Source organism: Streptomyces sp. NPDC093149 (assembly GCF_044754145.1).
Classification (GTDB): domain Bacteria; phylum Actinomycetota; class Actinomycetes; order Streptomycetales; family Streptomycetaceae; genus Streptomyces.
In genome coordinates this window covers 1-19318 of sequence record NZ_JBIVON010000036.1, presented here as the reverse complement: position 1 = coordinate 19318, position 19318 = coordinate 1, and the positions used below count along the sequence as shown (strand labels likewise).

The 19318-nt window shown below is 68.6% G+C and carries 20 protein-coding genes and 2 pseudogenes; 7 read left to right on the top strand and 15 right to left on the bottom strand.

All coding sequences use genetic code 11. From position 1 onward, the window contains the following. Positions 1–41: 41 nt before the first annotated feature. The gene (locus tag ACIQCZ_RS40245) at positions 42–494 is read left to right on the top strand and encodes a TrmO family methyltransferase (protein ID WP_402290921.1); all 453 of its coding nucleotides are present in this window, start codon (positions 42–44) and stop codon (positions 492–494) included. 521 nt (positions 495–1015) lie between these two features. Further along, complete coding sequence (locus ACIQCZ_RS40240) at positions 1016–2338, top strand: DNA-binding protein (protein WP_402290887.1); 1323 nt, start codon at positions 1016–1018, stop codon at positions 2336–2338. On the opposite strand, the gene ACIQCZ_RS40235 is transcribed toward ACIQCZ_RS40240, so the two are convergent. Together ACIQCZ_RS40235 and ACIQCZ_RS40230 are read right to left on the bottom strand one after the other, a co-directional pair. Next, entirely contained in the window at positions 2339–3355 is a 1017-nt protein-coding gene (locus tag ACIQCZ_RS40235; protein WP_402290885.1) for an NAD-dependent epimerase/dehydratase family protein, read from the bottom strand. A gap of 132 nt (positions 3356–3487) precedes the next feature. Further along, the gene (locus tag ACIQCZ_RS40230; RefSeq protein ID WP_402290883.1) at positions 3488–3694 is read right to left on the bottom strand and encodes a hypothetical protein; all 207 of its coding nucleotides are present in this window, start codon (positions 3692–3694) and stop codon (positions 3488–3490) included. A gap of 209 nt (positions 3695–3903) precedes the next feature. Here ACIQCZ_RS40230 and ACIQCZ_RS40225 point away from each other — a divergent pair, with 209 nt between their 5' ends. From ACIQCZ_RS40225 to ACIQCZ_RS40215, 3 genes are all read left to right on the top strand, one after another. Continuing rightward, the gene (locus tag ACIQCZ_RS40225; protein ID WP_402290880.1) at positions 3904–4374 is read left to right on the top strand and encodes a hypothetical protein; all 471 of its coding nucleotides are present in this window, start codon (positions 3904–3906) and stop codon (positions 4372–4374) included. Then, the gene (locus ACIQCZ_RS40220; RefSeq protein WP_402290877.1) at positions 4371–4592 is read left to right on the top strand and encodes a hypothetical protein; all 222 of its coding nucleotides are present in this window, start codon (positions 4371–4373) and stop codon (positions 4590–4592) included. The genes ACIQCZ_RS40225 and ACIQCZ_RS40220 overlap by 4 nt, the downstream gene beginning before the upstream one ends. Before the next feature lie 242 nt (positions 4593–4834). Next, on the top strand, positions 4835–5518 hold the full coding sequence (locus tag ACIQCZ_RS40215; protein ID WP_402290875.1) for a hypothetical protein: 684 nt from the start codon (positions 4835–4837) through the stop codon (positions 5516–5518). On the opposite strand, the gene ACIQCZ_RS40210 is transcribed toward ACIQCZ_RS40215, so the two are convergent. The 4 genes and pseudogenes from ACIQCZ_RS40210 to ACIQCZ_RS40195 form a co-directional block, all read right to left on the bottom strand. Beyond that, on the bottom strand, positions 5442–5759 hold the full coding sequence (locus ACIQCZ_RS40210; protein ID WP_402290872.1) for a hypothetical protein: 318 nt from the start codon (positions 5757–5759) through the stop codon (positions 5442–5444). The genes ACIQCZ_RS40215 and ACIQCZ_RS40210 overlap by 77 nt on opposite strands. Positions 5760–5955: 196 nt before the next feature. Next, positions 5956–6190: pseudogene (locus ACIQCZ_RS40205) on the bottom strand (IS30 family transposase); the annotation flags it as partial. Between the two features lie 211 nt (positions 6191–6401). Further along, complete coding sequence (locus ACIQCZ_RS40200) at positions 6402–7685, bottom strand: hypothetical protein (protein WP_402290870.1); 1284 nt, start codon at positions 7683–7685, stop codon at positions 6402–6404. Further along, a complete protein-coding gene (locus tag ACIQCZ_RS40195; protein ID WP_402290868.1) occupies positions 7682–8386 on the bottom strand; it encodes a TetR/AcrR family transcriptional regulator in 705 nt (234 codons plus the stop codon). Before ACIQCZ_RS40195 ends, ACIQCZ_RS40200 begins: the two co-directional genes overlap by 4 nt. Positions 8387–8511: 125 nt before the next feature. Here ACIQCZ_RS40195 and ACIQCZ_RS40190 point away from each other — a divergent pair, with 125 nt between their 5' ends. Continuing rightward, entirely contained in the window at positions 8512–9696 is a 1185-nt protein-coding gene (locus ACIQCZ_RS40190) for a cytochrome P450 (RefSeq protein ID WP_402290866.1), read from the top strand. A 130-nt stretch (positions 9697–9826) separates the two neighbouring features. Here the strand turns inward: ACIQCZ_RS40190 and ACIQCZ_RS40185 are convergent, their stop codons facing one another. The 5 genes from ACIQCZ_RS40185 to ACIQCZ_RS40165 all read right to left on the bottom strand — a co-directional run bounded on the left by ACIQCZ_RS40185 (position 9827) and on the right by ACIQCZ_RS40165 (position 15836). After that, entirely contained in the window at positions 9827–11185 is a 1359-nt protein-coding gene (locus tag ACIQCZ_RS40185; RefSeq protein WP_402290863.1) for a cytochrome P450, read from the bottom strand. 109 nt (positions 11186–11294) lie between these two features. Then, the gene (locus tag ACIQCZ_RS40180; protein WP_402290861.1) at positions 11295–12653 is read right to left on the bottom strand and encodes a cytochrome P450; all 1359 of its coding nucleotides are present in this window, start codon (positions 12651–12653) and stop codon (positions 11295–11297) included. 10 nt (positions 12654–12663) lie between these two features. After that, positions 12664–13563, bottom strand: a complete 900-nt coding sequence (locus ACIQCZ_RS40175; protein WP_402290858.1) for a hypothetical protein — start codon at positions 13561–13563, stop codon at positions 12664–12666. Further along, positions 13560–14702, bottom strand: coding sequence for a polyprenyl synthetase family protein (locus tag ACIQCZ_RS40170; protein WP_402290855.1), 1143 nt, complete (start codon positions 14700–14702; stop codon positions 13560–13562). The genes ACIQCZ_RS40175 and ACIQCZ_RS40170 overlap by 4 nt, the downstream gene beginning before the upstream one ends. Before the next feature lie 159 nt (positions 14703–14861). Next, positions 14862–15836 carry a cytochrome P450 gene (locus ACIQCZ_RS40165; protein WP_402290851.1) on the bottom strand — a complete coding sequence of 325 codons (975 nt, stop codon included), beginning with the start codon at positions 15834–15836 and terminating at the stop codon, positions 14862–14864. 430 nt (positions 15837–16266) lie between these two features. Here ACIQCZ_RS40165 and ACIQCZ_RS40160 point away from each other — a divergent pair, with 430 nt between their 5' ends. After that, positions 16267–17418 (top strand): acyl-CoA dehydrogenase family protein, encoded by a 1152-nt coding sequence (locus tag ACIQCZ_RS40160; RefSeq protein WP_402290849.1) that lies wholly within the window; start codon positions 16267–16269, stop codon positions 17416–17418. On the opposite strand, the gene ACIQCZ_RS40155 is transcribed toward ACIQCZ_RS40160, so the two are convergent. The 4 genes and pseudogenes from ACIQCZ_RS40155 to ACIQCZ_RS40140 form a co-directional block, all read right to left on the bottom strand. After that, positions 17405–17671, bottom strand: a complete 267-nt coding sequence (locus tag ACIQCZ_RS40155; RefSeq protein WP_402290848.1) for a hypothetical protein — start codon at positions 17669–17671, stop codon at positions 17405–17407. The genes ACIQCZ_RS40160 and ACIQCZ_RS40155 overlap by 14 nt on opposite strands. 200 nt (positions 17672–17871) lie before the next feature. Next, positions 17872–18363: a hypothetical protein gene (locus ACIQCZ_RS40150; RefSeq protein ID WP_402290845.1), complete on the bottom strand. Its 492-nt coding sequence runs from the start codon at positions 18361–18363 to the stop codon at positions 17872–17874. 35 nt (positions 18364–18398) lie between these two features. Next, positions 18399–18845 (bottom strand): DUF317 domain-containing protein, encoded by a 447-nt coding sequence (locus ACIQCZ_RS40145; protein ID WP_402290919.1) that lies wholly within the window; start codon positions 18843–18845, stop codon positions 18399–18401. Positions 18846–19024: 179 nt separating this feature from the next. Further along, a pseudogene (locus tag ACIQCZ_RS40140) lies at positions 19025–19078 on the bottom strand (hypothetical protein); the annotation flags it as partial. Between the last annotated feature and the right edge of the window lie 240 nt (positions 19079–19318).

Genomic DNA, 19318 nt, shown 5'->3' with positions numbered 1-19318 from the left:
CCCTTGTGCCCAAGAAGTTCATTGAAGTACCAGTCATCGGCATGGTCGTTGGGGGCCACACCGGCCGAGTGGATGACTACAAGGGCGGCATCGAGTCCATCATCCGCCTGAACCCGGACTTCCCCGAAGAGACCCTGAAGGGCGTCACCGAGTTCAGCCACCTCCAGGTGGTGTGGCACTTCAGCGAGCGGTACCCCGATGACGTAGCCCTGCACGCACGGAGCCCCCGCGACAACCCGGCCTGGCCCGCCACCGGAACATTCGCCCACCACAACCACAGGCGGCCGGCAGGCCTCGGCGTGTCCTTCCCGAAGGTCATACGGGTCAACGGCCTCGACATACACGTGACCGACCTGGACGCAGATGACGGTACGCCGATCATCGACCTGGTGGTCGTGTTCCAGGAGTTCCTGCCCCGCGGCGCGGTCACGCAGCCGCCCTGGCCCGGCGAAATGCTCAACGACTACTGGCGGAACGCTGCGGAACGCCCCTGACCCCAAAGCATTCGAAGCCACCGGCACCGACCAGGCGCAAGACACGGACACACCCGTGACAGGGCCACCCGACCGGTAGGCCTCGCACGTGCCCAGCCCCCGCATCAACAGCGATGCAACGTCCGAACGAGCAAAGACGATCTGCCTGAGGTCACCGACGCGGCCACACAGGCTCTGTCGCAACTCCGGACCGAGATGGCCGCCTAACTTCCGCAAGACCGGCGTTGCCGGCTTGGCGTGTCTCGGATGCACGGCTCTCACTCCTGACCTCGGGATGTGTTCGGATCAGCGCACTCGGTAGTTGTGGTGGGTGATCAGAGTCCTGTCGGCCGGGGTGGCTTCACCATGGCCTGCAGGTGGCTTCTCGGGACACTTCCAGGCGACAGATGTGGCCTCGGTGTAGTTTCTAAGTGCCTTTTGCGCACGACCTGTTGTCCTGCCGACGGCGCGCGGTATCCCCTTCTCGTGAGGGTTCCGCCGACGACTGGTTGAGGACGACGCTCAGAGACCTGGGGGCCGAAGTGATCAAGCCGAGGACGCTGCTCAAAGTCCTGATTGATCAACGAAGGTGGACGTGGACAATCTTCGCGATCGAGTTCGCGAAGACAGCGGACACGGTCATTGGCCGAGGGTCACATAACCCCACGCTTGGCGAGACTCAGTACCGCCGGTGGACAAGTGGCCAGCTCAAGGGGCTTCCCAGCGCCGATGCCTGCCGGGTGCTGGAAGAGATGTTCCATGTTGAGGCGTCAAAGCTCTTCGAGCCTCCGCCTGAGTCGACGGACCCCGATGTACCGACGTTCGACTTGGAAGCCGAGATCACAATGACCGCACATGAAGCACAGGACGATGCTGGCGCCGCTGCCGCATCCTCCGTCTCAGACCTGACCGTCGACCAACTGCGTGACGACGTGCACGCGCTGGCCAGGCGCTATGGCAGTTTGGCGGCTCTCGACGTCTGGCGGAAAGCCAAGAATTTGCGGGAGGAGGTGCAGAACAACCGCGACCGCACCGCCGTCCCTGCTCAGCAGCAGGCGCTGCTCATTCTCGCGGGCGAGGCGTCTGCACTGCTGGCTACTGCTGCGTTCGACCTGGGCTCTCTCGACGCCGCCAAGCGCCTGGCGCGCACGGCTGCACTCTACGGCGAGACCGCGCGGTACGAGCCGCTACGTGCCTATGCCGCAGGCAGCCTCGCTTACATCGCCTATTACTCCGGCGATCTGTCGCTGGCGCCTGTCCACGCCCGTCACGCACTCACCTACGGAGGTCTTGGAGACGTAGCGGCGCGGCGTCTCCACTCGATCGAGGCTCGGGCCTATGGGCACCTTGGGCATGAAGAGGCAGCCCGACGTGCGCTGAGCATGTCGGAGGAGGTGGGCACCGACGCTACGGACGACCTGCATGACACCGTCGGCGGCGAGTTCGGGTTCACCGACGAGCGGTTGGCCATGTCGAATGCCTCGACCGCTTTGCTCCTGGGCGACGGGGCCACAGCGGAAGCGTCAGCTCTGCGAGCGCTTGAGCTGGTGGCGGCCAAGCCCGCTAAGCACCGCTCCCCTGTCGTTTTCGGAAAGGCATCAGCCGACCTCGCCATGGCACGCCTGCTCACGAATGATCTTGACGGTGCAGCAGAAGCCCTTGAGGCGATGTTGTCGATCAACAGCACGCATCGGGGGACCGGGCTCGTGAACAGGGCTATGAGTCTGCGGCGCACTCTCACCCAGCAGCATCTGCGGGGGACAACCCTCGCCGCTGATCTCGGCGAGCGGCTGGAGGAGTTCACCCGCCTTCCAGGCCAGCATCAGCTCCTCCACCCGTACGAAATGCCGGCGCTGGACGCCTGATCAGAGCGAAGCGAGAATCTTCTCCTCCTTTTTGGGGTTGATCCCGTGTTCTGCCCACCGCGGGTGGTCCACGGGGCAGCCGTCGTTCTGCAACCAGTTCCAGGTGTCGCGGATGGTCTCGCGCAGCGGCCGGCAGCTGAGTCCTGTGGCAACAGCCCGGCTCGAATCCACTGACCAGACGCCGTCGTGGGTGCGCCACAGAGGGAGTTCGGTCCACTGCTTCACGCCGTTCTCGATGAGGACTGCGGGGTCCACCCATACCGGGCGCCCGGATCCGCCCGTGACTTCCAGGCATGCATCCAGGAAGTCCTCGAACGTGATGCCGTCCGGGTGCGCGACGTTGTAGCTCCCAGACGTGATTTCGCTCGCGGCCTGGTCCAGCGCGAACGCAGCAACATCGCGAACGTCCACGGGCTGGATCAGCCGCTTGCCGGGTGCGGGCGCCAGGAAGCGGCCGCCACGATGTGCACGGCGCAGCCACCATGGAAGGCGCCCCACGTACTCGCCGGGGCCGAGGATCACGCCGGGGCGCAGGAACACCGCCCGATCGGCGTACGACTCGGCCACGGCACGCTCGCCGCCGGCCTTCTGAAAGCCGTAAACGGTTGGACTGCCGTTCGCGCCGGTATAGCCATAGCTTTCATCTACGTCAGCCGGGCACTCCAGCAGCTCGGAATCGTCTGCCAGTTGACTGTGGGGCCAGCCCTTGTACACGGACACGGTGGACACGTGAATCCAGCGGGCAGCGCAGTCCTTCAGCGTCGAGGTTGCCAGCAGCACGTCGCGGGGCGGCAGATCGGAACTCGATGTGTCGATGACCGCGTCCCATGGGCCGTGCGCTGCGAGCCTTTGCACGTCTCCGATGACGGTTCGGTCCCCGTGAACAGGCTTGACCCCAGGCACGTCCTTTCCGGAGCGGCCCCGGTTGAAGGTTGACACGTCCCACCCTCTGTCCAGGGCGGCTTCGGCAATGTGCTTGCCCAGGAACCAGGTACCACCCATCACGAGAAGTCTCATGCTCAGAGATCTTGCCCCGTGGGCGCTGTTGAAGAAAGGGAACTCCTGACTTTGTAAATCGTGCACACGCCACCAGCCAGTGGAACCGCCCCTGCTCACGAGGGAAGGGGGCGACTCCAGCTGGGCAGATGGTCAGGGGGCGCGCCAGGTCCTCTGACGATCGGCGACATCGAAGGCGTCGAGCCGCAGGGCCTTGATGTCCTCGATCAGTTGAACCCGCTGGGCTTGACTTGCGTCGGCGGTCTCGCCGGAGGCCTCAATGTACGCCACGGCGACCGCGTACCCGTAGAACTCGTTCCGGGCGGGCAGCGGCCGCTGCAGCACAATCGTGTCGAGCACGGCCGCGGCCCGCCAGTAGGCATCGGAGTCAGCCCAAGGGCCAAACCGACCGCCGTCCTCCCACCGAGCAGGGCATCTACAGCGCGTGGATGATGCCGCCCCGCGGGCCCACAAGGCGGCCGGATATCCCAACGGGCGTTGCGGACCGTAGGGAGTCGCTACGCTGGGTGGAGGCGAACGTGAGGGGGAGGGCTTTGCCAACGAGAGTTGTGGGATTCCGGCTGGGCAATGACATCACCAGCCGTCAGGTGACCATGCTGGTTTCTCAGTCCGGTGTGCTCTACCGGTCGCACGGCCTGTACGGACGGTTGGCACGTTTGGCTGCGCCCCAGATCCCACACGTGCTCGCTCATCCGAACATGACCCATTTCCGGGGTGAGCATCCGTTGAGCAGGTCGATCGCTGACCTGCGCATCTACCACCGCGGCTACACAGAGAAGGGATACTCCCGGGCACTGGTCCCGCCCGCTGTCGTAGTACTCCCCATCGATGAAGAGCTGCCACCAGACATTGCCAAACGGGTCGACCTCCCGCACCGCGAACTCACCGACGCGTTCCTCGGAGCCGCTCCGTCCGGCGGCCGCGGGCTGGAGGACGCGATCCGGGAGTTCAGACCTCACTTGGCCTGCCGTCCCGTCCCGTGCCAGTCCAGGGCCGTCCAAGCCAAACCCGCGCGGTGAACACCCGGGCGGAGGCCATGGTCCGCTCGCTCGCCCACCACCAGACGATCAGACCATCACAGGAACCGTCCGCTGGATGGTCGGCCACCGGCGCCGGCATCCAGCTCCACCCGGCTACGGCGGGGCAGCCGCTGAGCAGGGCCAGCGCCGCCGAACTGAGAGACGCGCTGACCGCCTGGCTCCACTTCAGCAGCCACTCCCGGCCCGAGAACGTGTGATCCCCCTGCCCGGCCCACCCAGGTCGCTGTGCGGCTTCAGGAGGTACTCGAATACTTTCTTGGCTTCGTCGATCTGGCCGGTGAGTGCGAGCGCGTCTGCGTACCAGTACGAGCAGAGTGCTGCTGCCCGAACCGGAACGGGTGCCGGCCCCGGCGTCGGCGGCGGACTCGCAGGCTACCGCGGTGGGCCAGCCGCGCGCCGTCGCCCCGCGTCCTCGCACGGGCAGGTCCCTGCCCCCGCGATGAACTGCGTGCACTGCGGCAAGCCGCTGCCCGAAGGCTCACGGCGAGACCGGGCCGACTGCAACCGCAACTGCAGTGCTCTGACCTCCTATTACCGGCGCAAGGCAGGCATCCCGCCCCCGCCCCGCTGGCAGCATCCCGCCCTGACCTCGGACAACCCCGCGCTCCGGTCGGCCGCGGCCCACGCCAAGCAGCTCGGCGAGACCAACGGATGGTCACCGTCGCTCGTCCGGTGCACGATGGACGGCCTGACGGCGGTGCTGGAGGACCGCCCGCCCGGCACGCCCGTGAAGCTCACCGAAGTCCGTACGCGAATACCACGACACGCTTCCAGCCATCGGGTCGCCGAGGTCCTCGCCGACCTGCACCTTCTCGAAGACGACAGCTCCTCGGCAATCCGCTCCTGGATCGAGGCCCGCGCCGGCGAACTGCCCGCCAGCTTCGCCGGCGACGTCCGCGCCTGGCTGCTGGTCCTCCTCAACGGAGACAGCCGCGCCAAGCCCCGGTCCCACACCTGCCTCTACGTCTACTTCGGCTGCGTCCGACCCCTGCTGGAGAACTGGGCGACGACTCGTGGGCACCTGCGCGAGATCACCGTCGCCGACATCACGGCCGCGCTGTCGCCCCTGCGCGGATGGCAGCGTCGCAACGCCATCGCCGCACTTCGCTCACTGTTCCGGTGACAGCAAGTTTCCAGCCCTCGTCATCCGTGCCGGGCCGACCGAGCGGGAACCATCCGAGGTAGAAACGGCCGTTCTTGCTGCCGATGCGGACATCAGCCCGGTCGTCCACGATGACGGTGAAGTCCTCGGCGCTGAACAAGTCGATCACGAGAGTTGGCTGGCCGGGGCCCAGCTGCCAGCTATGCAGCCGCAGGGCCTCGACGGTCGTGGAGAATCCGCGCGTGGGCATACCCGCGGTCATAGGCAATCACCTCTCTGACCTGATGTTTCCCGGGAAGACATCTACGTTGACATGCCCCTGCAGCATTACACCAGTCGTTTCGGGATCTTTCCTGTCTGCCCGGGGCGAACTGCTGGCGCTGGCATGCTCTACGACGCGGAGTAACGGCGGGAGACGAACGCCGCTGTGTCCGATACTCAGCCCAGCCGGGTCAGGTCCGGCCGCAGCCGCTTGGTGAAAGGTTCGGTCTCACGCCCCCAGCGTGGCGAAACCACCGTGTCTCGACCGCGGGCGACACCCCGACCTCGGCCGCCGCTTCCTCTGACCGAACCCCCGGGCGATCGCAGCCCAAAACAGGATGCGATCCTCACGCCACGCGACCGTCGGCCGGCCCGGCGACGGCATCTGCCCCGGTGCTTACGAACCCTGCGCTGCTGCGGACCAACACCCATCACTCCACCTCCGAGCACGAGGTGTTGCGACGATCAGTTGAATCCGCCCTGCTCGCTGCGGACATTGTGCAGGAACAGCCTCGACTTCACGGCCTCGGCCTCTACCAGGCCGCCCTTTCCACCCGCGATCATTTCGACATGCTCGCGAGGCACGAGCAGTTGTCCCTCCCGCACACCCCTCCGGTGCCGGTGCCGGTGCCGATGCTGACCTTCACTCCATGGCCAGACCGGTGAGGGCGGCACGCAGCGTCTCGCGCAGCCGCCCCATCTGTTCCGGGCCGTAGGCCCAGCTGTCGTACTCGTTCTGCACGAGCAGCCGGCCGCCGAAGCTGGCGACGCCGATCTTGGGCGGCATGCCCGGTGCGTTGGCCGTCCCGCCGAAGCGGAGCAGTTCCATGTCTTCGGGGACGGGGTGCGCCGGGATCCGGCCGACGTTGGAGATGCCGTAACTGACGACCGGGACGGGCACCGCGATGCCCCGCGCGCCCGCCCTGAGCGCGGCAAGCAGGAAGCGCTCGGGGTCACGCCGGGTCAGGGCGCCGGCGACTTGGTCGGCCACCTCCCGGCCGACGGTCTCCGGCCGGTCCTCGTGCTCGACGGTCAGCGTGGTCTGGAGTCCGGTGATGCAGTTGAGGACGGTGCTCAGGGGCAGCTCGGGCGTCAGCCGGGTGCGCAGGTCCACACCGTGCCCGCAGGTCAGCGTCAACGGGACGTACTCCGGTGCCAGTTGTGCGCGTACGGCGGTCAGTACCAGCCCTGTGACGAGGCTGTTGACGGTCACCCCGCGGGCCTGGGCGGCCGCCACCACTGCGTCGGTCGTCTCCGGGGCGAACTCCAGCCGGTCGACGACGAAGCGGCGGGCCGCGGCCGGGCGGTCGGGACGGCCCACGCCCTCGGTGGGCAGGACGGCGGGCTTGGTCTCGTCGGCACCCTGCGCGATGGCCTCCACCAGGGCGTCGATCTCGGCGTCCGGGAAGCTGCCGGCCAGCCGGGAGTCGATCGCCGCGGGGAGTTCCTGGCGCCGCTCGGGAGCGGGATCCGCGCCGGCCGCCAGAGCGGTGTAGTACTGCCAGAACTCGTCGAGCAGAGCGAAGGCTGACCGGCCGTCGGCCACGCCGTGGTGGACGCCCAGCACCACCTGGCTGCGCTCGCCGTCGGTCAGCAGCCAGGCGTGCAACAGGCTTTCGGTCCAGTCGGGCCGTGAGTTGATCAGCTCGGCATAGGTTTCCTCCACGCCGTCGAGGACGGTGAGCGGCGGCTCGACCCGGTCCCGGACCCGCAGCAGCAACTCCTCCCCGCCGGAAATCACCTCGCAGCGCAGGATCGGATGGCGCTCGGTGAGCAGGCCGAGAGCCCGCCGCATCAGCCCGGGGGCGGGGCGCCCGCGCACCAGCGACTCGACGAACTCGGGCATGTTGTACAGCGGGAGGGGCGCGGCCCCCAGATCCGCGAAGTAGATGCACTCGAAGGGGGATATGGGGCGCTGACGCGTCATGGCGTGGGGTTCTCCGATGTCAGTGGACCAGGGTTCGGCTCCCGCCGCTGAGGTGTCTGCAGGACGGCGCCGAGGCGGTGCAGAGCGGCGCCGAACTGTTCGGGCCGGAGCGCGGGGGCGGGCAGCGGCCGGGCGGCCGCAGGGTGCAGGCCGTCCAGCAGCAGGGCCAGGTGGCGGCGCCAGTTGCCGGGTGCGGCCGATGCGGCCCGGCCGAGCGCGGCCAACAGGAACAACAGGTCCTCGATGGTCAGGTCGGCCCGGGTGGTTTGCTGCTCCTGGCCGCGGCGCAGCAGGGTCTCGAGGGTGCGACGGTTCTCCTCGCGCAGCGCGTCGAGCGTGGGCACCCCCTCGATGGCGGTGGTCAGTAGGTCGCCCGCACCCCGGTCGGCGGCCAGCAGCGTGAAGACGCGGTTGAGGTAGGCGGTGAGGCCGTCCCACGCGTCGGGGCAGTCCCGGATCTCGCGGGCCATGCCCAGGATCGGGACGAGCGCGTCGTGGAAGACGGCCTCGATCAGCTCGGTGCGGTCGCTGAAATGACGGTAGAGGGTGGCGTTGCCGACCCCGGCCCGGCGTGCGATGTCGTCCAGGGGGGCGTCCACTCCGCGCTCGGCGTAGATCTCCCGTGCAGCGGCGATCAGCAGGTCGTGATTGCGCCGCGCGTCGCTGCGTCGTGGGGTTCGCCGATGTTCGCTGCCGACCATGGGCCGCACCCTAACATCAACCGTGGACTGCTCCCCGTTTCCACTGCTAAGGTCACGCAGTCAACCGGGGAGTGATCCCCGGTTTCCTTGGTGCGGCCCGTTCGAAGCGAGGAACACACTTGTCTGTGACCGGTTTTGAAGACCTGTCAGCGCTCGGCCAGGAATTCATCGACGACCCGTACCCGGTCTACGAGCGGATGCGCGGCCAGAGCCCGGTGCATCGGGTGAAGACCGACGCCTCCGGGGAGTTCTGGCTCGTCCTCGGCCATGCGGAGGGCCGGGCCGCGCTGGCCGACCCGCGCCTGTCCAACGACATCCGGCACTCGGCCGCCTGGGAGGACGACGGCGGCAACTCCATAGGGCTGAACATGGTGCAGACGGACCCTCCGCAGCACACCCGGCTGCGGGGACTGGTGGCCAAGGACTTCACGCCTGGATGCATCGAGGCACTGCGCCCCAAGGTCCAGCGGATAGCGGATGAACTCGTGGACGTCATGCTGCCGCTGGGGCGTGTGGACCTGGTCGAGGCGTTCGCGCTGCCCCTGCCGCTCGCCGTCATCTGCGAGCTGCTCGGTGTGCCCGAGAACGACCGCAAGACCTTCCACGACTGGTATCTGGAGAGCACCGACTTCACCCGGCCCAAGGCAGCGGCGGCCGCGGCCCAGGCCATGACGGGCTACCTCGCCGAACTCGTCGCCGCCAAGCAGCGCGAGCCTGGCGACGACCTGCTGAGCGCGCTGGCCGGGAGCATGGGCGAGGAGGAGGACCGGCTCTCCTTCGAGGAGATGCTCGGTATGGCGTTCCTGCTGCTGGTCGCCGGCTACGAGACGGCGGCCAACCTGCTGTCCAGCGGCACGCTCGCCCTGCTGCGCCACCCGGACCAGCTTGCCGCCCTACGCGCCGACTGGTCACTGCTGGAGAACGCCGTCGAGGAGATGCTCCGCTACGAGGGACCGGTGGAGACCACGGCGTTCCGCTATGCCAAGGAGGCCCTGGAGGTCGGCGGTACGGCAATCGGGGCCGGGGAGTCCGTGGCCGTCGTGCTGGCCGCCGCCTCGCGCGACCCCCGGCGGTTCGACAGAGCCGATGGCTTCGACATCCGCCGGGACGCCCGGGGTCACATGGCCTTCGGCTACGGCATCCACCACTGCCTGGGCGCGCCGCTGGCCCGGATGCAGGGCGCCATCGCCTTTCGCACACTGCTGGAACGGTGTCCGGGACTGGCTCTGGACGTCGAGCCCGAGGCTCTATCCTGGCGTCCCGGTCTGATGCTGCGCGGCCTTCACCAGCTCTCCGTCACCTTCGGCTGACGGAACTGAGGCTACGGGGCCCGGCCGTCCGGCGGTGTTCCGGCACCATGCCGGCCGGCCCGGCCTGCCTCGTCCGCCATGCCTGCCTCGTCCGCCGCGGCCGGGCGCGGGCCGTCGTGGCCGGAGCCGGTCACCGGGGCTCCGGCACCATGGGCAGCCGCCCGGCGGCCAGGCTCATCTCGGCGCGGGGCGAGACCGTGGTGCCCGGCACCGGCCGCAGCCGCCAGCGGGAGGCGAGCGTGGCCAGCGCCAGCGTCGCCTCCGTCATCCCGAAGACGTCGCCGATGCACTTCCGGCTGCCCGCGCCGAACGGCAGGTACGACCCGCGGGTGACCTCCTGGGCCCGCTCGGGAAGCCAGCGGTCAGGGTCGAAGACGTCCGGCCGCGGGAAGAACTCCGGGATGCGGTGGATGACGTACGGGCTGATCAGCAGATCCGTCCCTGCGGGCAGCCGGCGGCCGGCCAGCTCGGTGGGCTCGGTGGACATCCTGGTATACATCCAGGCCGGTGGGTAGAGCCGCAGGGTCTCGGTGAAGATCCGCTGGGTGTGGACGAGCCGCGGGATGTCGGCATACCCCGGGACCCGGCCGCCCAGCACCTCGTCGACCTCGGCGTGCAGCCGCGCCTCCACCTCAGGGTGCGCCGCTAGCAGGTGCCAGGCCCAGGTCAGGGCGCTCGCCGTGGTCTCGACGCCGGCCAGCAGCAGCGTCATGACCTGGTCGTGAACCTCCTGGTCGGTCATCGCGCCGCCGTCCTCCTCGTCCCGCGTGGCCAGCAGGGCCGACAGCAAGTCGCCGCGGTCCTCGCCGGAGCGCCGGTAGTCCCCGACGATGCCGTCGATGAGGCCGTGCAGGCGGGCGAGCGCCGCGTCGAACTCCCGGTTGGCGGCGAGCGGCAGCCTGGCCATCAGACCGGTGGGGTCCATCGCGCGGCGGAAGGCACCGCGCACCATGACGGGCAGGCTGCGCTGGATCTCGGCGACCAAGTGCGGCGCCATCTCTGTCGAGAACAGCGCACGGGCCGTCACCCGCGCGGTCAGCGCCTGCATCGCGTCCGCCACGTTCAAGGGCCGGCCCGCCCGCCAGGTCTCCGCCTGCGCCCCGCACTCCTCCTGCATCACCACGGCGTACGTCGCGATGCGCGCGGTGTGGAAGGCCGGCTGGACCATGCGACGCTGGCGGCGGTGGTCGGCCCAGCCGGAGGTGATCAGCCCGTTGCCCAGGATGGGGCGGGCCTTCTCCTTCATCGGCCCCCCGGTGTCGTAGACCCGCGCGCTGCGCAGCACCTGCTGCACCAGCTCCGGATGGCATGGCAGGTAGGTCACCTTGGTGCCGAGCCGCAGCTCGACCAGGTCGCCCGCACCGGGCAGTGAGCCCAGGAACTCCAGCGGGCGGCGCGCGAGCTGGAGGGCGTGGCCCACCAGCGGAAGCCCGCCTGGGGCCATAGCGATTCGCCAGCTTTGCCTGGCCAGGTCGGAATCGGTCTTCATGCCGGGTATGCCCTCCGGAGGCGGTACGAGTGACGGGAGCGGTCGGACAAGGGGACAGGGGGCGAGAGGACGGCAGGGAGGCAAGCGGGGAAGAGGCGGCGAACGCCAGTCAGCGGCGTTCCAGAACCATGGGCAGCGGACCCGACTCGAGGGTGGCCTTCGGCACCGGCCGCAGCGTGGACCCGGGCACCGGGCGCAGCCGCCAGCGCGCGGCCACGGTCGCGACGATCAGCGCGGTCTCGGTGAGTGCGAGGACATCGCCGATGCACTTGTGGCTGCCCGCGCCGAAGGGCAGCAGCGCCCCGCGCGGCACCTGCGCGGCGCGTTCGCCCTCCCAGCGGTCAGGGTCGAAGGTCTCCGGGTCGGGGAACAACTCGGGGTTGTGGTGCAGGGCATAGGCGCTGTAGAGGATCATCGTCCCGGCGGGAACGGTCCGCCCGCCGAGTTCGACGTCCTCGGCGGCGACCCGCATCGCCATCCAGGACGGCGGATACAGCCGCAGCGTCTCGGTGATCACGTTGCGGATGTACGGCAGCGCGGGCAGGTCCTCATGGACGGGGGTGCGCCCGCCGAGCGCCGCGTCCACCTCGGCGTGCACCCGCTTCTCCACCTCGGGCAGCGTGCCCATCAGGTGGAAGACGAAGGCCAGGGTGGAAGCGGTGGTCTCGCTGCCGGCGACCAGGAAGGTGACGACCTGGTCGAGGACCTGGCCGTCGTCGAGCTTCTCGCCGGTCTCGGGATGCTCCGCCCGCAGCAGGGCGGACAGCAGGTCGCCGTGGTCCTCGTCGGACCGTCGCCGTACGGCGATCATGTCCGCCACGATCTGCCGCAGCCGCGCGTTGGCGTGGTCGTAGGCGCGGTTACCCGGGGTGGGCAGCTTCTCCATGACGCCCAGCGGGGCGACCGTGCGCTTGTAAATGCCGTCCGAGACGGTCCGCAGGCACTGCCGGGCCTCCTCGACGGTGGCCTCGTCGAGGCCGGTGGAGAAGAGGGTGCGCGCGGCGACCCGCATGAGCAGGGCGTGCATGGCGTCGCCGATGTCCCGGGTCTCCCCGTCCTGCCAAGCTTCGGTGACGGTACGGGTGTCCGCGGCTACCGCCGTCGTGTAGGCGGCGATCCTCGGCGTGTGGAAGGCGGGCTGGATCAGTCGCCGCTGGAAGCGGTGTTCCTCGCCGCGGGACACCGACAGGCTGTTGCCGAGGAGCTGGCGTGCCTTGTCGAAGACACCGCCCTTGTCGAACAGACGGGGGTTGAGCAGCACGTGCCGGACCAGCTCCGGGTGCGCGGCGAGGTAGGCACGGGCGGGTCCGAGCCGGACCGCGACCAGGTCGCCGTGCGCGGGGAGCGAGGCGAGGAACTCCAGGGGGCGGCGCCACAGCGCGGGCGCGTGTCCCAGCAGCGGTAGGGCGCCGGGCGCGGTACCGGTCCGCCAGGACCGGTCCGTCACGGATGTCTTCGAGGGGGGCATGCTGCGGTCCTCACTGGATGCGCGAGTTGACGTCGTTCACCGGGGCCTGGTAGCGCCGATCTCCGGTGGTCCACATGAAGTTGCCCTGGACGAGGTCGAGCAGGACGTCCCGGGTGACGTCGTCGAACGCCCGGATGCAGTCCATGTCCTCGGCCATGTCGTCGAGGCGCGCTTGGAAGAAGCGCCGGAAGTCGGTCTCGTCGGCCATGTCGCACAGCCGGAAACAGTTGGTGATCTGGCCGAGGGCGTGCTCGCGGTCGTAGGAGTAGAAGTCGTTGACGATGGCCAGCCCGCGGGTGGTCATCCGGGCGGCGAGGCCCGTCTTGGAGTGCTCGGTCAACTCGCGGTGGCGGTAGATCGGGTACGACATCCGCATCCAGAAGTCCACCCCGACGTCGGTGACGCGGAAGCGGAAGTACTGCTCGGGAGAGGTGTCGCAGAGCACCTTCTTGAGCAGGGAGTCGCGGAACATGTGGTCGCTGGTGACGAAGGCGCGGGCACCCTCGTAGGCGAACCCGGCGTCCTCGGGGGAGTAGTACCGCTCGCACACCGCGCGCAGCTGCGGCAGGAAGAGGCCGAAGTCGTGCAGGGCGGCGTCCATGTCGTCCCAGACGAAGGTCACGCAGTTGAGCACACAGACGGCCTTGAAGGCCTCCATGTCCTTGATGTGGCGGGCGCTCTGGGACCAGCGCACGACATCCATGTAGGAGATCCAGCGCTTGTCCGAGACGGTCTTGCCCAGCGGGGAGACCGCACGGTTGCAGGCATCGATGACCTCGCGCACCTCGGCGTCCGTCATCGGCACCCTCTGGGCCTCGTACCCGACGTGGCGGTCGAAGAGGGCGGCGAAGCGGTCGGTGCTCTCCTGCCAGTACCGGGCGGTGCCCGCGGAGGCGGTGGGCGCGGTCATGAGTTCCTCCTGGTGGCCATGAGAGCGAGGTGCTTGAGGGCGGTCACCGCGTCGGCGGTGAAGGGAGCGGTCTCCAGGGCCTCGAGGGCTCGTCGGTAACGGTCGACGATCATGTGTTCCACGGTGTCCCGGGCCCCGGTGGACGCGAACAACGCGCGGACCTCCCCGGCGCCCGACTCGTCCAGAGCGGGATCGCCGATCAGCGTGCGCAGCCGGACGCACTGGGCCGCGTCGGCCGCGCGCAGCGCGAGCGCGACCAGGGTCGTGTTCTTACCGGCCCGCAGGTCGTCCAGGCGCGACTTGCCGGTTTCACGGACGTCGCCGTACACCCCCAGCAGGTCGTCGCGGAGCTGGAAGGCCTCGCCCAGGGGCAGGGCGAACGCCGTGCAGGCGGCGAGGGTCGCGGCGTCGGCGCCCGCGAGGGCGGCGCCAATGTGCAGGGGGCGTTCGACGGTGTACTTGGCGGTCTTGTAGCGGTTGACGGTGAGGGTGGCGTCGACGTCGTTGGTCAGATCGCCGGTGGCCTGGAGGTCCAGATACTGGCCGAGCATCACCTCGGTGCGCATCTCGGTGACAAGCGGCAGCACCGCGGCCGACTGCGCGGGGGTCAGGCCCGCCGTGTGCAGCAACTGGTCCGACCAAGTGAAGGCGAGGTCGCCCAGCAGCACCGCGGCGCCGAGCCCGAATCGCTCTGCGCGGTCGTCGCCGAGCTTTCCGGCGAGCACCCGGTGGATGGTGGGACGGCCGCGCCGGGTGTCGCTGTCGTCCATGATGTCGTCATGGATGAGGGCGAAGGCGTGAAACATCTCCAGTGAGGCGGCCACGCGCAGGACTGCCGCCGGAACGGTTTCACCGCCCGCCGCCTGCCAGCCCATGACGGTCAATACCGGGCGAATCCGCTTGCCGCCGACCATGAATTCTTCGAGCAGTTTCACGATCCGGGCCATGCGGGGATCACCGGAAGATTCTCTCCGATTCTCCAGGAAATCCATCAGAATACTGTCGACGGACTCCTTGGTGAAACTCTGGTCGAGTATTCCAGGAGCTATCATTTGAATGCTCATATTTCTGTGTTTCATCCCCCACTTGTTGGACCAATGGAACCGGCCGCGCGCCCACGGCAGCGCCCGCACGGGCATGGCATGCGAGGGTGCCGGATGCGCCGCACGGAGGAAACGCAGTACGGATACGCGGACAGGTCGTACGGGCGCGTACGGACGGACAGGTTCGGACACGCGCCGGGCACTGCGGAAAACCCTCGGCGGTGCGATGCGGCGGAACGGAAGGCCGGGCCGGCGTCAGGAGAGGAGATCGACGCGGAGTTCGCTAAGCCCGCGGATGTTGACCTGGGGATGCCAGACGACGTCCTCACCGCTCAGTCTGATGTCGCGGTGGCGGCTCAGCAGTTCGGTGAAAACCAGCTTGGCCTCGGCCTTTGCCAGCAGGGCGCCGATGCAGTAGTGGGGGCCGCCGCCGAAGGACAGCGGGCGCACGTCCGGCCGGCGCAGGTCGAGACGGTCCGGGTCCGGGTAGCGCAGCGGGTCGCGGTTGGCCGCGCCGAGCAGAATCATCACCTTGGAGCTGGCCGGGATCGTGCTGCCCCCGACCTCGACCTCGCTGGTCGTGATCCGTGCCACCAACTGGATGGGCGCATCGTAGCGCAGCAGTTCGTCGATGCCGTCCTCGATGAGACGTGGGTCCTGGCGCAGGGCACGAAGCTGGTCGGGATGGCGCAGGAGGGCCAGCATGCCGTTGCCGATGAGGTTGACGGTCGTCTCGTGGCCGCCCAGGAAGAACATCATGACATTGGCGATGATCTCCTCGTCGGAGAGCCTCTCGCCGTCGAACTCCGCCAGCAATAGCCGGGAAAGAATGTCGTTCTGCGGGTCCGCGCGCCGCATCTCCAGGTGTTCGGCGATATAGGCGCCGAACTCTTCGGCCGCGCCGTTCATGGCCCGGCGGGTGGTCTCGTCGACGGCCGGGTCGATGACGTGGCCGAGGGCGTCGGTCCACTTCCGGCACAGGTCACGGTCCTCCACCGGCAAGCCACCCAAACCACAGAACACGGTCACGGGTACCAGCGCCGCGAGTGATCCGATCAGGTCGATGTCCCGGCCATCGCCCATGTCGTCCATGATCCGGTGGACGATTCCGGCGATCCGGGGCGTCATCTCGTGGATCGCCTTGGCGGTGAACAGCGGGTTGGCCAGCCCGCGCAGCCGACGGTGCGCCTCGCCGTCCCGCATGAGCATCCAGCCGCGGGTGGCCTGCACGATCGGACTGTCCTGCCCGCCCCGTTGTCCGGCCCATTTGGGGTCCTGCGGGTATTCACTGCTCAATCCGGGATTTCGTAAGAGTGAAGCGACTGCGTCGTATCCCGACACCACCCAATGGCCGTAGGGTGTCCGGTGGACCGGCTCCACGTCCCGGAGTTGTTTGTAGAGCGGGTAGGGGTTGGTTCGCAATTGCGGGTCACGAGCATTGAATAGAGGCTGGCAGCCCGATGGTTCCATGCCTGTCTCCCCCATGAAAATCGGCAGGCGGGGCCACAGGCCACGTCGGCGGCCTCGGACCCGATGGTCGAATACTAGGCACAGTGCGACCGCATATGACAAGGCATTTTGGCCTGGACAGGGTCCTCAACTCCGTATTAGCGTCGAGCTGTTGGCCCGGACACCGATCAGAGCTACAAGGGGAGATGCGGTGCGGCGCACTGTTTTCCAGGACGAGCACGAGACGTTCCGCGTGGCGGTGCGGGACCTAATCGAGGCAGAGGTCGTACCCGTATATCCCGAGTGGGAGGCGGCCGGGCGGGTGCCGCGTGACTTCTATCTCAGACTGGGAAAATTGGGCATCTTCGGGTTCGGCATCCCGGAGGAGTTCGGCGGCAGCGGCGAAAAGAGCTTCAAGTTCAACGCCGTCATCGCCGAGGAGTGCGCTCGGGCCGGTGTCACCTTCGGTGGCGCCAGCGCGCATCTGGCCCTTCCGGCAACCCTGGTGAACTACACGACCCGGGAGCAGAAGGAACGCTGGCTGCCGGGGTTTGTCACCGGTGAACTGATGACGGCCATCGCGATCACGGAGCCGGAGGCCGGCTCCGACGTCGCCGGCCTGCGCACGACCGCCGAGCTGACCGAGGACGGCACCCACTACGTGCTCAACGGGGCCAAGACCTACGTCTCCGGTGGCGCGCAGGCCGACCTGGTGCTCGTCGCCTGCCGCACAGCCACGGACGGGTCCGACCGGCGCGGCGGCATGTCCCTGCTCGCCGTGGACACCCAGGCCCCGGGCGTGACGGTCGAGTCCGAGGCGGCCACGCTCGGCCTGCGATCCTCCGACATCGTCGCAATGACGTTCAGCGATGTGCGGGTCCCGGCCGGAGACGTGGTGGGCGGTCTGGGCGACGCCTTCGCCTGCCTCGCGGACATCTTCCCACAGGAACGCGTGGGCATCGCCGTCGGGGCGTACGCGCACGCGGCCGCCGCGGTCCACCTCACCACCGAGTACGTCCGCAAGCGCACCGCCTTCGGTAAGCCGGTCGCCGCCTTCCAGAACACCAAGTTCGTGCTCGCCGACTGCCAGGTCACGGTGAACGCGCTCCAGGCAGTCGTCGACCAGGCCCTGGACGCCTTCGACGCCGGGGAGTTGACCGCCGAAGAGGCGGCCGCCACCAAGCTGTACTGCACGGAGACGGCGCCCCGGGTGCTCGACATGTGTCTGCAACTGCACGGCGGCCTCGGCTTCACCATGGACAGTCCGATCGCTCGGCTGTACGCCGACAACCGGGCGAGCCGGATCTTCGGCGGCACCAGCGAGATCATGCGCACGATCGTCGCCAAGTCTATGGGGCTCTGAACCTCCGACGGGGGCGGAAGTCCCCGGGTGCCGCACGGCGGCGAACACGGGGGGCGTAGCATCGGGCCGCGGTTTGCACGAGTCGTTGCTGGTCCTTGATGTCGAGGCCTTCGATGTGGGTCAGTCCGGCGGCCATGACCGGGCCGAAGGGGCTGCCGACGGGAAGTCCGGCGCTCTGGACGATCTGGGCTGATGCCTCGGCCTCGACGAGCGTCATTTCGTCGTACATGACGTTGTCGACCAGGTCCAGCACGGTGAGGGTGGCCTCGCGCAGGCGGGCGAGGAAGGTCAGTGTCGGTGAACCAGTAGGCGCCCGGCGGCGGGGCAGCGGCGGCTGGAGGTGCGAGGACCGTCGGGTCGCTGTGTGGGGTTTCGGTTTGGTTCGAGGGGGCTCGGCGTGAGAGCGGCCAGCGTCGGGCCATGGTTCTCCTGCAGCAATGAGTGAGGGGCGGGTCAGCGGGTGCGGGATGTGCTGGTGCTGCGTAGTACCTGGTCGGGCACGGGTGGAGCCGTGCCGAGGGAGTCCGGTGAACCGCTCGGGGTCGCCGTGTCCGGGAACCAGCACTGGGCGTACTGCTGGACCGCGCGGCGCAGGCCCGCCACGCCCGCTCCTGTCCAGGGCGGCACGCCGTTGTCGTGCCAGTCGCGGATCCGGGCGAACCCGTCCGCGCCGGGCGCAATCTGCCGGCGAGCGTCTCGCACAGTGAACGTGCCGTGGGTCGCGAAGCTCAGGACCACTGTGTCGATGACGCCCTGGTCGGGATGGATGAGGCGCAGGCGCAGTCCGTCGTACTCACCGCGCCGGATGGTGGGTGCGAAGTCGACACACAGCCGCAGCGGGGAACTGGGGGAAGGGGTGGCGTAGTAGGAATCCCCGATGACGGACGCGCTGTTGAACGGCAGTGCGAGATGATCGGTAAAGAACTGTTCGGCGTAGATGGGCATTTGGTCTCCATGGTGCGGGTGGTGTGTGACTGGGGTCAGCGCCGCGGTGTGGATCTGGAGACGGGTGTGGTGGGCGCCGGGGTGGCCGGTTGAGTGCTGGTGCTCCAGCGCGGCACGCTGACCGTGCCAAGGCTGGGCGGGCGCCGTTCAGCATTGCGGCGGACAACGTCCAAGGGAGTCGGCGCCGGGGGCCTTGGCGGTGTGACGGGGGTGAGCTGGGCGTGGCGCCGCAGGGTGCCGGACATTTGCTGCTGCCAGCGCAGGAGTGGGGCAGGGTCGGAGACGGCAGAGGTGATTGCCGTGACCAGTTCGGTGGGGGTATGCGTCGAGGCGGTGGCGTACCAGCGCGACCACCCTCGGGTCCGCCCTGCAGAAGCCAGCGGGCTTCCAGAGTGTTGAGCTCCGTCTCTGGGTCGAGGGGGCCGACGCTGAATTCCAGGCCCGCCAGGCCATCGGGTGCCTGGACTTCCGTAACTCCCCATCGCCGTGGCTGGAGCTGCCACCCGCGCTGCATCAGGGGCACCACCGCACTGAACCAGGACTGGCTCGGGTCGCGCTTGGCAGGGCGGTAGAGATAGGCGTCGGGGCCGTCGGTGTACAGCTGGGCCAGTGCTGTGGTGAAGCTGGTAACGAACTCGGTGGGGGCTTGGTCGTTGAAGCACACCCCCCAGTGCGGTTGGGCGAACGGGTCTCTGTAGGCGGTGATGCGCCACAGTCCGTCGTCCTCCCCCTCAGGCAGGTAGCCGAGGCGAACACGGCGGTCAGGCGCGGTGACGTAGACGTTGGCGAGGTCGTCGAGCTGCAGCCAGGATCTCCTTCAGGCCGGCCCGGTCTTCCTCGGTCAGGGTCGCGGGGTGCCTGGTGAGCCAGCCGGTCACCTGCCGCACCGTCGGTGGCCGGGGCGGTGCGGCGGACGGAGCCCCGCGCAAGGTGGCGATGTGGGCGCGGACCATGG